The following is a 16521-nucleotide window of genomic DNA, read 5'->3' as shown; positions in this document are numbered from 1 at the left end:
ACCTCCAACTTCTAATCATCGATCATGATTTGTAGTTTTTTTGCGAAACCTTCGTCTGTTATGCCAAGGACAACTCTTTCATGTTTACCGATTGCTCTGCCAAGGTGCTCTCTAGTTCCTGCTGTCTGAATCGGAACGTTGTAAGAATGACACTTCGCATGAAACATCTTGTTTGTATTGCTTGAAGCATCACTAGAAATGAGGACGAGTTTGGCGCGTTGATCGCGGACGGTTTTAAGAACCGTTTCTTCACCGCTTACCACTTTTCCTGCTCGCATTGCCAAACCAAGGAATTTATAGAACGCATCCTCAGTCATCGGCTTGCCTCTTTGCTCTCGTCTATAAGACGTTCATAATCCTCAGCGGTCAGCTTCACTTTAAGATGACGGGACAATAAGTCTTTTTCCCGCATCGTTTTGAAACTCTCAGGTGAATGAGTCACATAAGCACCGCGCCCATTCTTTTTACCCGTTGGGTCGACGCTCACATAACCATCTGCATCCCGCACTAAACGAATGAGCTCTTTTTTAGGCTTCATTTCATTCGTGACAATGCATTTGCGAAGAGGGGTGTTCTGCTTTCTCATTCCTCTTCATGCTCCTTTGTCATTTCCCAAGAATCATCCGTCCAATCCTCACCTTCTATTGAAGCGGACTCTTCACCAGGAACCCGTGCTGTTTCTGGGTTGTAAATGCCAAGTTCTTCAGCTTCTGATTGGCTTTTAATGTCAATCTTCCAGCCGGTTAACTTTGCCGCTAGTCGTGCATTTTGACCGCGCTTTCCGATCGCAAGAGATAGTTGGTAATCGGGAACGACGACGAGTGTGCTCTTTTCCTCTTCGCTCACTTGCACATCCAACACTTTTGACGGACTGAGCGCATTTCCTACGTAGTCAACAGGGTTCGAAGAATACTGCACAATGTCAATCTTTTCGCCTTTTAGTTCATTGACAATCGTTTGAACCCTTTGTCCTCTAGGGCCAACACACGAACCGACAGGGTCCACCTCAGGTCCTCAGCATGAACCGAGATCTTTGAACGATCTCCTGCTTCTCTCGCTACGGACTGAATTTCTACAGTTCCATCATAAATCTCTGGAACCTCTAATTCAAACAATCGTTTTAATAACCCTGGGTGGGTTCTTGAAATCATAATCTGTGGACCTTTTGTCGTCTTTTCCACTTTCGTGATGTATGACTTGATCCGGTCGTTATGACGATACGTTTCATTTTGCATCTGTTCACTTTGTGGAAGAATGGCTTCCACTTTTCCTAGATCCACATAGATGAAACGATGATCTTGCCTTTGTACAATTCCAGTCATAATATCTTCTTCGCGATCGATAAACTCGGAATAAATAATGCTGCGTTCTGCTTCACGTACTCGTTGAGTTACGACTTGCTTGGCAGTTTGTGCCGCAATTCTTCCAAAGTCTTTCGGTGTCACTTCAATTTCTACAACATCATCAAGCTCATAGCGTACGCTCATCTCTTTGGCAGCTTCAACCGAAATTTCCAAGCGAGGGTCGAAAACTTCCTCCACCACTTGCTTTCTAGCAAACACTTTAATTTCACCATTGTCACGGTTAATGTCAACGCGAACGTTAGGTGCTTGGCTGAAGTTTCGTTTATATGCAGAAATTAATGCGGCTTCAATCGCTTCGAGCACGATTTCCTTTTCGATGCCTTTATCTTCCTCAAGCGTCGTTAAAGCATCTAGAAAGTCGCTGTTCATGACAGTACATTCTCTCCCTTCAATATCAGGCTACGCTTCATTTATAAGACAGATAAGCGTGCCTTCGCTACTTTCGACTCAGGGACAGCAACCAAACTTTTTCTCGTTTTATCGATTACTTCCACTGTCAGTTCACCCTCTTCATACTCGGTGAGTGTGCCTTGAATTTCTTTTCTACCTCAATCGGTTCATACGTCTTCACGTACACTTTCTTACCGACGGCATTTTCGAAATCTGCAGGTTTCTTCAATGGACGTTCAGCCCCCGGGGAGCTAACCTCCAAATAATAAAAACCTTCAATCGGGTCTTCTTTATCTAACACTTCACTCACACGTTCACTTACGAGGCTACATTCATCTAGCCCCATGCCATTTGGATGATCAATGAACAACCGTAAAAACCAGTTGCTACCTTCTTTTTTATACTCGACATCGACCAATTCCATCTCGAGTTCATCAAGGATGGGTTTGGCGAGTCTTTCAACGGCTTGTGTAATCTCTTGAGACATTTCTCTACCTCCAATCGATGCCTCTTATAAAAGCACATTAAACGTACAAGAAAGAGTGGGGAAGCCCCACTCTTTCTTAAAACTTATCCGTTTGTCACCAAAAATTAGTATAAACCAAAATGGCAAACAATGCAAATTAGAACAAAGAAAGCTGATTGGAATCTGGCAATCCTTCCAACGCTCCGCTTTGGTCGAGATGCTCGATGACGGTTTTTGTCGCTTTGCTACGTTGCTGCAAATCTTCTTTCGACAAAAACTCTCCACCTTGCCTCGCTTCCACAATGTTCTTTGCGGCATTTGATCCAACACCTTCAAGAGCACCGAATGGTGGGATCAAACCATCTTCATCCACTAGAAAATGGGTCGCTTCCGAGCGGTATAAATCAACGTCGCGGAACGCAAAACCTCGCTCACACATTTCCAAAGCGAGTTCAAGAACGGTGACAAGGTTTTTTTCTTTCGGAGACGCATCAAAACCTTTTTGCTGAATATCTTCGATGCGCGCACGGATTGCCGTTCCGCCTTTTTGCATCGTGTCCAATTCAAAGTCGCTCGCCCTTACACTAAAGTACGCCGCATAAAACAGAATCGGATGATGCACTTTGAAGTAGGCAATCCTTACAGCCATGAGAACATAAGCTGCAGCGTGGGCCTTCGGAAACATGTATTTGATCTTCAAACAAGAATTAATGTACCACTCCGGCACATTGTGCTTTCTCATCTCTTCAATCCACTCGTCTTGTAACCCTTTCCCTTTACGCACAAACTCCGTAATCTTAAAAGCAAGGCCTGGTTCTAACCCTTTGTAAATAAGGTTTACCATAATATTATCTCGTAAACCAATCACATCTTTTAATTCACAAATCCCGTCACGAATCAGTTCCTCTGCATTTCCGAGCCACACATCGGCGCCGTGGGATAGACCGGAGATTTGCAGAAGCTCAGAAAAGGTTTGTGGTTTCGTTTCCTCCAACATTTGTCGAACGAAACGGGTCCCAAACTCTGGGATGCCAAACGTTCCCGTTTTGCACATAATCTGATCTGACGTTACCCCTAAAATTTCTGGTCCTTCAAAGATTTTCATTACGTCAGGATCATCAATGGGGATGTCCTTGGGATCCATGCCACTTAAGTCTTGAAGCATGCGAATAACCGTCGGATCATCGTGGCCGAGTATATCCAATTTGAGCAAGTTATCATGAATGGAATGAAAGTCAAAGTGGGTCGTTTTCCACGTCGCATTTTTATCATCAGCTGGATATTGCACTGGCGAGAAGTCATGAATATCATAATCATCGGGGACGACAATAATTCCTCCAGGGTGCTGTCCTGTTGTCCGCTTCACACCGGTACACCCGCTCACCAATCGATCAACTTCTGCCCCTCTATAGTGCAAACCATGGTCATTTTGATAGCCACGTACATAACCATACGCTGTTTTTTCCGCAACGGTCCCAATCGTTCCTGCACGGTACACATTCTCTTCCCCAAATAAATCTCTCGTATATGCGTGGGCCCGTGGCTGATATTCACCGGAGAAGTTCAAGTCAATATCGGGGACTTTATCTCCTTTGAACCCGAGAAACGTTTCAAATGGAATGTCTTGACCGTCACGCGCATACATTTCTCCGCACTGCTCACACGGTTTCTTCGGCAAGTCATAGCCCGATGCCACACTACCATCGTCGAAAAAGATGGAGTGAGTGCAACTTGGGCAGACGTAATGTGGCGGGAGCGGATTCACTTCGGTAATCTCTGACATTGTGGCAACAAATGAAGAGCCGACCGACCCTCTTGAACCTACGAGATAGCCATCCTCTAGTGATCGTTTTACGAGCTTTTGTGAAATCAAATAGATGACCGCAAACCCGTGACCGATGATGCTATCCAATTCTTTATTCAGCCGTGCTTCCACGATTTCTGGCAAATCTTCACCATATATTTCTTTCGCTCTGCCGTACGTAATGTCGCGCATCTCATCTTCTGCGCCATCAATGTTTGGCGTATACAAGTCGTCAGGCACGGGTTGAATGTCTTCAGCACGTTGGACGAGCGCTTTCGGTTGCTCGATAACGGCTTGTCTTGCCGCTTCTTCACCTAGAAAAGATAATGCGTCGAGCATTTCAGAAGTGGTGCGAAAGTGGGCTTTCGGTAACGTTTGATTGTTCAGTGGGTTTGCTCCACCTTGCGAGCCAATGAGAATCTTGCGATATACCCGGTCTCTTGGCTCTAAATAATGCACATTACCCGTAGCAATTACAGGTTTATCAAGTTTCTTCCCTAAATCATTCAATTTGCGTAGCACATCGTACAGCTGTGCTTCCGTGCGAATGATTTCTTTTTCAATCAGATGCATATAAAGGTCAGGCGGTTGAATCTCGATATAATCATAAAACTTTGCGGCTTTTTCTGCTTCTTCCGGTGACTTCTGCATGACCGCCTCAAACACTTCCCCTTTTTCACAACCCGATCCAATGTACAACCCTTCGCGGTGTTGTTTCAATTTAGATCTAGGAATTCGAGGTGTCCGGTGGAAATAGTGGAGGTGTGATAAAGAAACGAGCGTATACAAGTTTTTCAACCCGGTTTGATTTAACACATGAATGGTACAATGTGACGGTCGGTTTTTATAAAAATCTCCTTGGCCTAAGTTATCATTTAACTGGCGGTGAATCGTCATGTTTTGCTCTTCTGCGTCTTTGGATAATCGGTAAAACAAATATGCAGTGGCCTCTGTATCATAGATGGCACGGTGGTGGCTCACAAGCTCAATATCAAACATTTTACAAAGCGTGTTGAGCCGGTGGTTTCTTAAATTCGGATACAAAAAGCGGGCGAGCTCCAGCGTATCAACGACCGGATTTGTAATCTCTGGAAGGTTCACCTTTTTATTGCCTGCGTTAATAAAGCCGATATCAAAACTCGCATTATGAGCAACGAGACCGCTATCCCCAACAAAACGATGAAATTCTTCAAGCACTTGACTTACTTCAGGGGCATCCTCAAGCATCTTATCAGTAATTCCGGTAAGTTCGGTAATTTTTGCGGTCAGTGGCACGTGGGGGTTGGCAAACGATTCATACCGCTCCACAATTTCACCATTCACGATTTTGACGGCTGCCAGTTCAATAATTGTATCGTACACGGCCGATAGCCCTGTCGTCTCCACGTCAAAAACGACAAATTCATCATCTAACAAGTGGCGATCACTCTCGTTGTACGCAATCGGCACTCCGTCATCAACAATGTTTGCTTCCATCCCATACAACAGCTTAATGTCGTGCTTTTTCGCAGCTGCATGAGCTTCAGGAAACGCTTGAACCACACCGTGGTCCGTGATGCCAATCGCTTCATGACCCCACTTAGCCGCTTGAGCGACAAGTTCAGAAGCACTCACTGTTGCATCCATTTGACTCATAAGCGTATGCGTATGCAGTTCGACACGCCGCTCCCCTTCTGGCGATTCGTCCATCCGCTCACTCACTTTAATCTCAAGCATATCGTTGGCGATCATGACTAAATCTCGAACGAATGTATCGTTTTGAATGCTACCTCTTGCTTTAATCCACATGCCTTTTTTTAGTTGTTGCATCATCGGAATGTCCTCTTTGTCTCTTGAGAACATCTTCACGAGCAGTGAATCACTATAGTCGGTCAGTTTCGCAGTGAGCAATAAGCGTCCGCTTCTAAGCTCCCGTGTTTCTACGTCAAACACATACCCTTCAATCGTCACACGTCGTTCTTCATCTTGAATTGATGTAAGTTGGACGGCTTCGTCCTTAATCGGATAACCTAGCTGTAAAGGCTGGTGCTGGAGTTTTGCACCGCTCTCTTTTTCTAGCTTTTGCCTCTCCATCATTGCCTCAATGACCTTCGTTTGATCTTCTTCTTGTTTCTTTTGGATGAATCGTTCTTCTTCTTCAGAGCTCGCCTCCACATATGTGTCAAGGTTTACCCGTTCAAAGCCAACTTGTGCGATCGCCTTCTCAAGTTGCGCCTTTACTTGTCGTTCGAGAGAATTTGCTTCTGCTTCACTCAAACAACGTAACAATATGCCGCGTTCGTTCACTTTCGGAACGGAACGCTCGAGCTTTATGCGAGTATGGTCAGGGATTTGTTCTGCTTTTTGGACAATCGCCTGCCAATACGGTTCAATGTCTTCTTTCTTTAATTCCCCTGCTTCATAACGAATCGAAAAGCCAACAGCTGCAATCTCTTGAAACGCAGATTTTAGCTTTTCATTTAATAGTTGAATCACGCTTGCGCTAACCGGTTTTTTCACTTGCAAGTGAAATTGCCAGTGCTTTTGTGCGCGATTCACTTCAAGTCGGGTAATCTTACCGTCTTGAAGTTCTTTTGCAAACGGATCATCACTCATGCCGATCTGCTCGAGTAACAGCAAAAAGCGATCTTCCCTCATCCTCTCGTCCATTGCTCCCCCTCCTCAGACAAGAACAGAGAGGACGTTGGTCAGCCCTCTCTGTTCTTTATTTGTTTAAGAAATCCAGTAGCTCATCAACGTGAACCTCATCATATCCCCTGATTTACGATCCTTCACTTCCACAATGCCTTCTCCCGCCCGTTTTCCAACGGAGATGCGAACTGGCAATCCAAAAAGATCACTATCATTGAACTTCACGCCTGCTCTTTCTTTTCGATCATCGTATAATACATCATAGTTTGCCGTTTTTAATGTTTCATAGAGCGTATCACTCAACGCCACTTGTTCTTCATTTTTTGCATTTAAGACGAGCAAATGAACATCAAACGGTGCCGCTTCTTTCGGCCAAGCAATGCCTCGCTCATCGTGATGTTGTTCAACAATCGCTGCTAGCGTTCGGCTAATGCCAATGCCATAACACCCCATCGTAAGTGGTGTAGAGCGTCCATTGTCATCTAACACTTCTGCTTTTAACGTCTCAGAGTACTTCGTCCCTAACTTGAACACTTGTCCAATCTCAATCCCTTGTGCAAATTGGATCGTGCCTTTGCCATCTGGTGACGGGTCTCCTTCTTTAATGAGACGAATATCGGCAAATGTATAGTCTGTCACATCGCGCTTTGCATTCACGTGCACGTAGGCTTGTCCTGTCTCGTTTGCCCCAGCGATCAAACTCTCAAAAGGCTCGAGGCGATGATCAAACAGAACGCGCACATCGCTTGGCACATTTACTGGTCCTAAGTCATTATTTGATTGGATATTGAATAGCGATTGAACTTGGTCAATGGACGCTTCTACAACATCAATGCTGCCAAGTGCAGCCCCTAATTTAACGTCGCTAATGTCATCGCCTTTTTGTGTGACGGCAAGTACTGGTGCGTCTTCCACAAAAAAGAGCGTTGACGTAGCAACAGCAGACTGTTCCTGATTCTCCACTGTTGTTCGTGCCGTTTTCAAAAGCGGTTGCTCATCACCCACCCGGTCCGTTGACGGCGGATGCGTCGCGGCAATTTCAATGTTTGCTGCGAAGTTCGATCCATCTGAATAGGCGATTGTATCTTCACCAATATCAGCGAGTGCCTGAAATTCATGAGTCTGACCTGATGAACCACTAATTGCCCCACCGTCCGCTTCAACCGCTCTAAAGTTCAAGCCAAGTCGGGAAAAGATTCGCTCATACGTCGCAAACATCCGCCAGTATTCTTCGTCGAGCTCTTCTTCTGTAAGGCTAAATGAATAGCTGTCTTTCATAATAAACTCACGACCGCGAAGCAACCCAAACCGTGGGCGCCGTTCATCGCGATACTTCGTTTGAATTTGGTATAAATTCATCGGCAAGCGTTTGTAACTCGTCACACCGTCACGGACGAGTGATGTAATCACTTCTTCATGGGTTGGACCGAGAACGAAAGGTCGCTCGTGACGGTCATGCAAGCGTACTAGCTCAGGTCCGTAATCTTGCAATCGCCCGGATTCTTCCCATAGTTCTGCAGGTTGAATTGCTGGCATCAACAGTTCTTGAGCGCCTGTACTGTCCATTTCCTCACGCACGACCGTTTGGATTTTTTGGATCATCCGCTGACCAAGCGGCAAATATGAATAAATTCCAGCAGCGTTTTGTCGAATCAACCCTGCACGAAGCATCAGCTGGTGACTGACCGCCTCAGCATCAGCAGGTACATCTCGCATTGTTGGACTAAAAAATGTCTGTTGTCTCATCGCATTCAACTCACTTTTTTGACTGTCTCATCTATAAGAAAAGACGTGTAATGTCGTTCCACGTTACCATTATTACAAGAAGCATTAAGAGGGCAAATCCCACAAAGTGAGCCATCCCTTCTTTTCCTGGGTCTAATGGCTTTCCACGAATGGCTTCTAGTCCAATAAAGACGAGACGCCCGCCATCAAGTGCAGGGATTGGCAACAAGTTCATAATCCCGATATTCACACTGAGTATGCCTGCCCAGAAGAACAGCATTTCGTACCCCATTTGCACAACTTCTCCGGTGTAGTCGTAAATTCCAACAGGACCCGCAAGCATGTCAATGGAGAACTCACCGGTAAAGATGAGTGACAGTACATCTGCAATGAGCTCAACAACATCCCACAGCTTCACGAAGCTATCTGTAATGACGAGCATAAACGATACTTCAGATTGAGGGACGACACCAATTTGTCCAAAGTATTCATCGAGTGGTTCTTGATAAATACTGTCGGGTGAAATGAGGATCGTTTCTTGAGAACTGTCAGCACGTTCAATATGAAACGATAATTCTTCACCAGGATTCGATTGAATCGTTTCTGACATCTCACCCCAAGACGTAATTTCTTCACCGTTAATCGACAACACTTCGTCCCCTGGAGCAAGACCGACGTCTTCAGCAGGAGAGCCTTCCATCACTTGGTCAACGATCGGAACTGGCACGCCTTCCATGACGTTGTACGTCACGAACAATAAAATAGCAAGCACGAAATTCATTAGCGGACCTGCAAAAATTGCTACGGCTTTTTGCCATGGCTTTTTGGAGCCAAACTGTCGGTCCCACGGTGCGAGTTGATCTCTTTCTTCATCAACGATCAAGTCTGCTTGGCGATCCACTTCGAAACGGACGAGTCCTTCGTCTTCATCTCCATAAGCTTCAATCATCATCTCATGCTCAAGGTCAATTCTTTCGACCGACACGATCTTCGCATTCGGATGTTTCGCTTTATTGTTGACGATAATTTCTTTTACTTTGTCTTCATCGTTAAATGTAAGCCCAATCTCATAGCCTGGTTTGATCGTAACCGATTCGGGGTCTTCCCCTGCCATTCGAACAAACCCACCTATTGGAAAAAGGCGAATCGTATAGAGCGTTTCATTCTTTTTCTTTGAATACAACTTCGGTCCAAAGCCAATCGCAAATTCACGACAGAGGATGCCCATTTTCTTGGCAAAGTACAGATGACCCCATTCGTGAATCGCTACGATCAACCCAAAAATAATGATAACGGCTATGAGCGTTTGCACATGCTTCCCACCTTATCTGTTCATAGCGCTCTTACACGTTTTCTCGTCTCTTCATCAACAGCCAGTACATCTTCAATGGAAGGTTGCGAGATTTTGTCGTGCGTTTCAAGCGCCTTTTCTACTATGTCAGCAATGCCTAAAAACGATACTTTCTCCTGTAAGAAAAGCTCGACTGCAACTTCATTTGCTGCATTTAACACCGTTGGCATCGACCCACCTGCTTTACCCGCACCGATGGACAAATCTAAACAACGATGTTTGTTTTGATCATACGCCTCAAAATGCAGTTTGCCTACTTCCAATAAGTTTAACCTTTCTGTCCCACCGAGTTCAAGTCGATTTGGATAAGTGAGTGCATATTGAATGGCGACTTTCATGTCGGGGCTTCCAAGCTGAGCAATGACACTCTTGTCGATATACTCAACGAGGGAGTGGATAATGCTTTCACGGTGGATGACAACGTCGATCTTTTCGTAAGGTAGACCGAACAACCAATGAGCCTCAATCACTTCAAGACCTTTGTTCATCATCGTTGCCGAATCAATCGTAACTTTTTGTCCCATTGACCAATTCGGATGTTTGAGTGCATCACTTGGTGTTGCTGTTTTTAACTGCTCGTACGACCAATCTCGAAAACTTCCTCCAGAAGCGGTAACGATAATTCGCTCAACTTCACTCAGGTTACTCCCTTGTAAACTTTGTAAGATGGCTGAATGCTCACTATCAACCGCAATTAATTCTGCTCCGTGCTCACGACACGTTTGTGTGACAAGGTGACCTGCGGTAACGAGTGTTTCTTTATTGGCAATCCCGATCTTTTTACCTGCCTTAGCGGCTGCCATCGTCGGAAGAAGTCCTCTAGCACCTACCATCGCATTCATCACAAAATCTACGTCACTGTGCGCGGCCGCTTCGACCAATGCTTCTTCGCCAGCGTACGCACGTGCGTGACCGAGATGACCTTTTAATTTAGGCAAATCTTCAACTCGTCCAATAATGACCACTTCAGGTTCGAAGGCAGCAATTTGCTGTTTTAGCAAATCGATGTTCCGTCCGCAAGCAAGGGTGTGTACTGTAAACTGGTCCGGATGCTCTCTGATGACGTCTAGCGTTTGCGTTCCAATTGAACCCGTTGAGCCGATAACGGCAATCTTTTTCATATGTTTCTCCTCCTCAATCATACATCTAGAAAATGACAGTTAGAACATAAAGTAGCGGAAAAACGAACAAAAAGACTGTCAAATCGGTCAAGCACCCCACCATGTCCAGGTAGAATCTTTCCTGAATCTTTCACTTCGTAATAACGTTTAAACGCAGATTCAACGAGATCCCCACATTGGGCAGCAATGCTAATGACGATAAGCGCGATGATCGTGATGAGTGGCATGTCATATGGTGGCCAAATAAAACTAAAGATAATGCCGACCACAAGTGCCAAAACGAGCCCACCAAGGGCGCCTTCAATCGTTTTATTCGGAGAAACATTCGGGGATAATTTGTTGCGACCAAACCGCTTCCCAAACAAGTATGCTCCTGTGTCTGTTGCCCAGATGGCAAGCAAAACAAAAAAATATGTATTCAAGACCCATGTCCACTCTTGCTGCGTAAAAGAAATGAAATCCCATGCCGACATACAGAGCTGAGAACGCAACAAACGCTGCGATTCCAAAATGAAACCGGTTATTTGTAAAAAAGGTAACGAGCAACAAGAGAATAAATATAACAATCAAAAGCGCAAGGGTCGATTCATTTGCAAACCTTTCTAACCCAGGGCCAGTAAACAATAAGACGAGTGATGCACTCACACCAAGCAAAGACGGTAGTGAGACCATTGGGATTTGATTCATTCTAAGCAATTCAAGTACACCAACGATCGTCATCGCGGCGACAAGTATACTAAACGCCGGGCCGCCGATAATTAATGGCACAAGCAGCACGGCAAGCCCTACAATTGCTGTTAATACTCTAAGCTTCATATGAGCCTCTCCTTAAATGCTGCCGTATCGGCGCTTCCGCTTTTGATAGATATCAACGGCCTCAAAGAAATCTTGCCTTGAGAATTCTGGCCACAGGACGTCTGTAAACACAAATTCACTATATGCCATTTGCCAAAGCATAAAGTTACTTAAACGCAGTTCACCACTCGTACGAATGAACAAGTCCGGATCAGGGATTTCTGAAGTAAATAGATAGTCTTCAATGTGTTGTTCTGTAATGTCACTCGCTTGTTTTTTACCTTGTTCAACATCTTCACATAGCTTTCGTACGGCCTGGGTGATTTCTGCCCGTCCACCGTAATTCAATGCAAGGTTAAGGACAATTCCCGTGTTATGCTTCGTTTCTTCAGCTGCTCGGTTCACTGCCACTTGTGTATGTTCAGGCAGCTCATTCGCTGAACCAATAATCTTCACACACACATTATTTTTTTGCAGTTTCGGCAGTTCACTTGATAAAAACCGTTGCGGAAGGCGAAGGATAAAATCAACTTCGTTCTTCGGTCTGCCCCAATTTTCTGTTGAAAATGCAAACAGCGTCAAAATCTCTACGCCAAGATCATCCGCTGCTTTGGCTACTTCATGAATCTTCTTCATTCCTTCACGATGACCGATGTTTCTCGGCAGTCCCTGCCTTGTGGCCCACCTGCCGTTACCATCCATGACAATCGCTACGTGCTTAGGGACCTCAGAGGTTAAATCCTCTGCTTGAGATTCATTTTGTTTCTTTAAAAATCTCTCCAACATTGTACGCACCAGCCTCGTGTTCGTAAAATACTCGGTACCCTCGTCGGCCTGACAAAAAGCGAATAAGGAAATTATATTTTATAAAACAATCCCTCACAATACAAGATAAAACCCCCTGAAAAACGTAGAGGGTTTTATCTTGGACAGGGGTTTGTCACAATTTACACTTCCATAATTTCTTCTTCTTTTGCTTCGGCTGCTTCGTCCACCGCTTTTACGAAATCATTCGTCAGCTTTTGCACATCATCTTGTGCACGACGGGATTCGTCTTCAGTAATGTCTCCATCTTTTTCTTGCTTTTTAAGTTGGTCATTTCCATCACGACGAATGTTGCGGACAGAAACACGAGCATCTTCTGCATACTTGCGCACAAGCTTGGCCAGCTCTTTTCTCCGTTCTTCAGTGAGTGCTGGAATCGTAATGCGAATGACTGAACCATCATTGTTCGGAGTAAGACCAAGATCAGCTTTTTGAATCGCCTTTTCAATTTCAGCAATCGATGACTTGTCAAATGGAGAAACAACTAGCAAACGACCTTCAGGCACACTTACTGTAGCAATTTGGTTCAGCGGTGTATCCATTCCATAATAGCTTACAAGTACTTTATCGAGAAGTGCTGGGTTCGCACGTCCTGCTCGTAATGTCGCAAGCTCACGGTGAAGCGCATCTACCGCTTTTTGCATTCTTGTTTTTGCATCTTGCATGACTTCAGATGACATTAAGAATTCCCCCTTACGACGGTTCCGATGTCTTCACCTTGAACCGCACGTTTAATATTTCCTTCTTCAGTAATGGAAAAGACGAGCAGCGGAATGTCATTATCCATGCAAAGGGATGAGGCAGTGGAATCCATAACACCTAATCCGTCTTTTAGCACGTCTAAATACGACAATTCTTTATACTTTACAGCATTTTCATCTTTAAACGGGTCTGCGCTATACACACCATCGACTTTGTTTTTCGCCATGAGAATTACATCGGCTTCAATCTCTGCAGCGCGAAGTGCTGCAGTTGTATCCGTAGTGAAATATGGATTACCTGTACCACCAGCGAAGATCACGACACGTTTCTTTTCAAGGTGTCGAATGGCTTTGCGACGAATGTACGGTTCAGCCACTTGTCTCATTTCAATGCTCGTTTGCACACGACTTTCCACTTCAATATCCTCAAGGCTATCTTGCAACGCCAATGCATTCATAACGGTTGCAAGCATCCCCATGTAATCTGCTGTTGCTCGGTCCATGCCTTTTGAACTTCCAGCCATCCCTCTCCAGATGTTCCCAGCTCCAACAACGACAGCTACTTCTGTTCCTAACTTCACGACATCTTTGATCTGTTCTGCGATGGATTGAATCATGGCCGGCTCAATGCCGTACCCTTGTTCTCCCGCTAATGCTTCCCCGCTTAATTTCAGAATCACGCGCTCATAAGTATGCATGCTGCTCCTCCAGTTAACGAATTGCTTCAATACAATTGATTGTAAAATAGGGAACACCTTCGTGTTCCCTATCAATTATTTTTTCACTTGAGACATGACTTCGTCAGCGAAGTTGTCTTCGCGCTTCTCGATGCCTTCGCCTACTTCATAACGAACAAACGAAGAAACGGTCGCACCTTTGCTCTTCAAGAAATCTTCAACAGTTTGGTCACCGTCTTTAACGAATGGCTGATCAATAAGAACGACTTGCTCAAAGAATTTCTTCAAACGGCCTTCAACCATTTTTTCAACAATCTTCTCTGGCTTGCCTTCGTTGAGTGCTTGTTGCTTAAGAATCTCACGCTCTTGGTCCACTTCTTCAGCAGGAACGCTGTCACGGCTTGAATACCTTGGGTTAATGGCAGCAACATGCATGGAAATATCTTTTGCAATTTGCTCTTCTGTAGTTCCTTCAACGACAGAAAGTACACCAATCTTACCACCCATGTGCAAGTACGCGCCAAACACACTGTTGTCGTCTTTTTCAGCAATCGTGAAACGACGAAGTGAAATTTTTTCACCGATCTTTGCAATCTGGTCCGTAATATACGTCTCTAATGTTTCTCCAGAGCTCATCGTCGTTTGCAATGCAGCGTCAACGTCTGCTGGCTCGTGATCAAGCAGGTGGTTCGCAATCGTATCGACGAGGTTCAAGAAACCTTCGTTTTTCGCAACAAAGTCTGTTTCAGCATTGATTTCAACAATAACTGCTTTGTTTCCTTTGACTTCTACTTTCGTAAGACCTTCTGCAGCGACACGGTCTGCTTTCTTCGCTGCTTTAGCGATGCCCTTCTCACGAAGGTAAGCCACTGCTGCATCCATGTCTCCATCTGTTTCTGTAAGTGCTTTTTTGCAATCCATCATACCCGCGCCTGTTTTTTCGCGGAGTTCTTTTACGAGCTTAGCTGAAATAGCCATTTCGAATCGTCCTCCTTATAATTGGTCAATCTGTTCATGAAAAAAGGGGTACAAGGGTATCACCCTTGTCACCCCTCTTCAGTCGTTTATTATTCGTCAGCTGCAGTGACAGCTGCTTCTTTTTCTTCTTCGTTTGCTACTTCTTCTTCCTCACCTTGGCTAGCTTCAACAATTGCGTCTGCCATCTTTGATGTGAGCAAGCGTACCGCACGAATTGCATCGTCGTTTCCAGGAATCACGTAATCAATTTCATCCGGATCACAGTTCGTGTCAACAATAGAGATAATTGGAATGTTCAATTTGTGCGCTTCTGCTACAGCAATGCGCTCCTTACGCGGATCAACGATGTAAATCGCGTCAGGAAGACCTTTCATGTCCTTAATACCACCTAAGAACTTCTCAAGGCGATCCATTTCTTTTTGAAGTAAAATAACTTCTTTTTTAGGAAGGACTTCAAATGTCCCGTCTTCTTGCATCTTCTCAAGATCTTTTAGGCGCTTAATACGCTTTTTAATTGTTTCGAAGTTCGTAAGCGTACCACCTAACCAACGTTGGTTAATATAGTACATTCCCGCACGCTCAGCTTCTTCACGAACAGAGTCTTGTGCTTGCTTCTTCGTACCAACGAAAAGAACTTTCCCTCCGTCAGCTGCAAGATCGCGAACGTACTTGTAGCACTCGTCCACTTTCTTTACGGTCTTCTGTAGGTCGATGATGTAAATTCCGTTTCTCTCCGTAAAGATGTAACGGTCCATCTTCGGGTTCCATCGACGTGTTTGGTGTCCGAAATGAACACCTGCTTCTAACAATTGCTTCATAGAAATAACTGCCATGATTCTTTTCCTCCTTCGGTTTTTACCTCCGCTTACTTCTCTTTCAAAAACGACCGTTAAAACGGCACCGATTCTTGAATCCATAAGCGTGTGTATTAACACCATCAGTAAATATACCACAAACAATAAACAAAGAGCAAGAGGTTGTTGTGAAAGTATTTCCTTAATAGACACAAACGTATTCAAAGAGGTGACTCGGTTGCTCGCCTTCCTTATAAGCGCTTTCGTTTAAAGCGATGAAGAACGAGCCATTTCCTTTTATCCATTATGAAGGCGAATCATTAAATTCACTTCCCCGTGCCCTAACCCAAGCGTTCTCGCAATCGTTTCAGGAGTCGAGCCTTCCTTGTACATTTGCAACACTTGCGCTTCTTTGGAAATGTGTAAAGGCGTATCGTCATCAATCTGAGTAAACTCGTCAGCGGCAGCCACTTCTTCAAGAACGTCTTTAAATGCCGCTTTTCCTTCTGGTTCAGGGTTGTCTACAATCAGCCCTTTTTGTTTAACATAGTGGATCACCCGATCATTGTCTGCTTTCATCTCGTCTGTATATTTAATGAGTAACTGTTCAACCTCGTCGGCATCTTCACCAAACCTCGCCTTTGGCTTCGTATAATACAAGTAAAGGACAAAGAGAATGGTCACGATATGAAGCAAGATGCTTAAAATCCCCCATCCGGACATACTTACACCTCCGCACTTACATTGATGTGAGAACAATCTCCCCATTATCTAGTTGAAAAACAGCGGCGTGTCTCGTTTTCGTAACACTTTTTCGGTATTTGCCAAAATGCGCCACTGTATTCATATGTGTCGCTTTCTCAACGACAATCATGACTGACTCCCCAAAAGTGTTTTGG

General features: G+C 44.7%; 13 protein-coding genes and 3 pseudogenes. All 16 read right to left on the bottom strand.

The annotated features are described in order from the left end of the window. Positions 1 to 11 precede the first annotated feature (11 nt). Positions 12 to 317: a YlxQ family RNA-binding protein gene (locus JCM19039_RS02770; protein WP_042423694.1), complete on the bottom strand. Its 306-nt coding sequence runs from the start codon at positions 315 to 317 to the stop codon at positions 12 to 14. Beyond that, positions 314 to 586 carry an RNase P modulator RnpM gene (gene rnpM / locus JCM19039_RS02765; protein WP_042423689.1) on the bottom strand — a complete coding sequence of 91 codons (273 nt, stop codon included), beginning with the start codon at positions 584 to 586 and terminating at the stop codon, positions 314 to 316. Before rnpM ends, JCM19039_RS02770 begins: the two co-directional genes overlap by 4 nt. Further along, positions 583 to 1733 (bottom strand): annotated as a pseudogene (gene nusA, locus JCM19039_RS02760) (transcription termination factor NusA). Before nusA ends, rnpM begins: the two are co-directional and overlap by 4 nt. Before the next feature lie 41 nt (positions 1734 to 1774). Next, positions 1775 to 2241: pseudogene (rimP, locus tag JCM19039_RS02755) on the bottom strand (ribosome maturation factor RimP). 136 nt (positions 2242 to 2377) lie between these two features. Next, positions 2378 to 6673 carry a PolC-type DNA polymerase III gene (locus JCM19039_RS02750; RefSeq protein ID WP_052398457.1) on the bottom strand — a complete coding sequence of 1432 codons (4296 nt, stop codon included), beginning with the start codon at positions 6671 to 6673 and terminating at the stop codon, positions 2378 to 2380. Between the two features lie 63 nt (positions 6674 to 6736). Further along, on the bottom strand, positions 6737 to 8401 hold the full coding sequence (locus JCM19039_RS02745; protein WP_042423686.1) for a proline--tRNA ligase: 1665 nt from the start codon (positions 8399 to 8401) through the stop codon (positions 6737 to 6739). Between the two features lie 31 nt (positions 8402 to 8432). Beyond that, the gene (gene rseP, locus JCM19039_RS02740; protein WP_042423683.1) at positions 8433 to 9692 is read right to left on the bottom strand and encodes an RIP metalloprotease RseP; all 1260 of its coding nucleotides are present in this window, start codon (positions 9690 to 9692) and stop codon (positions 8433 to 8435) included. 20 nt (positions 9693 to 9712) lie between these two features. Then, the gene (locus JCM19039_RS02735) at positions 9713 to 10852 is read right to left on the bottom strand and encodes a 1-deoxy-D-xylulose-5-phosphate reductoisomerase (RefSeq protein ID WP_042423680.1); all 1140 of its coding nucleotides are present in this window, start codon (positions 10850 to 10852) and stop codon (positions 9713 to 9715) included. Positions 10853 to 10869: 17 nt separating this feature from the next. Further along, a pseudogene (locus tag JCM19039_RS22900) lies at positions 10870 to 11668 on the bottom strand (phosphatidate cytidylyltransferase). A 12-nt stretch (positions 11669 to 11680) separates the two neighbouring features. Beyond that, on the bottom strand, positions 11681 to 12433 hold the full coding sequence (locus JCM19039_RS02725; protein WP_042423677.1) for an isoprenyl transferase: 753 nt from the start codon (positions 12431 to 12433) through the stop codon (positions 11681 to 11683). Between the two features lie 161 nt (positions 12434 to 12594). Continuing rightward, complete coding sequence (gene frr / locus JCM19039_RS02720; RefSeq protein ID WP_042396861.1) at positions 12595 to 13152, bottom strand: ribosome recycling factor; 558 nt, start codon at positions 13150 to 13152, stop codon at positions 12595 to 12597. Then, on the bottom strand, positions 13152 to 13871 hold the full coding sequence (pyrH, locus tag JCM19039_RS02715) for a UMP kinase (protein WP_042423675.1): 720 nt from the start codon (positions 13869 to 13871) through the stop codon (positions 13152 to 13154). Before pyrH ends, frr begins: the two co-directional genes overlap by 1 nt. A gap of 75 nt (positions 13872 to 13946) precedes the next feature. Continuing rightward, positions 13947 to 14828: a translation elongation factor Ts gene (gene tsf / locus JCM19039_RS02710; protein ID WP_042423672.1), complete on the bottom strand. Its 882-nt coding sequence runs from the start codon at positions 14826 to 14828 to the stop codon at positions 13947 to 13949. Positions 14829 to 14917: 89 nt separating this feature from the next. Then, complete coding sequence (gene rpsB, locus JCM19039_RS02705; protein WP_042423670.1) at positions 14918 to 15661, bottom strand: 30S ribosomal protein S2; 744 nt, start codon at positions 15659 to 15661, stop codon at positions 14918 to 14920. A 258-nt stretch (positions 15662 to 15919) separates the two neighbouring features. Then, a complete protein-coding gene (locus JCM19039_RS02700) occupies positions 15920 to 16345 on the bottom strand; it encodes a DUF6115 domain-containing protein (RefSeq protein WP_042423668.1) in 426 nt (141 codons plus the stop codon). 16 nt (positions 16346 to 16361) lie between these two features. After that, the gene (locus tag JCM19039_RS26245) at positions 16362 to 16496 is read right to left on the bottom strand and encodes a hypothetical protein (RefSeq protein WP_255343613.1); all 135 of its coding nucleotides are present in this window, start codon (positions 16494 to 16496) and stop codon (positions 16362 to 16364) included. Between the last annotated feature and the right edge of the window lie 25 nt (positions 16497 to 16521).

This window comes from Geomicrobium sp. JCM 19039 (genome assembly GCF_000698145.1).
In the GTDB taxonomy this organism is placed as follows: domain Bacteria; phylum Bacillota; class Bacilli; order Bacillales; family Marinococcaceae; genus Geomicrobium_A.
The sequence above is the reverse complement of the archived record's forward strand: the minus strand, read 5'-3'. Positions and strand labels throughout refer to the sequence as shown.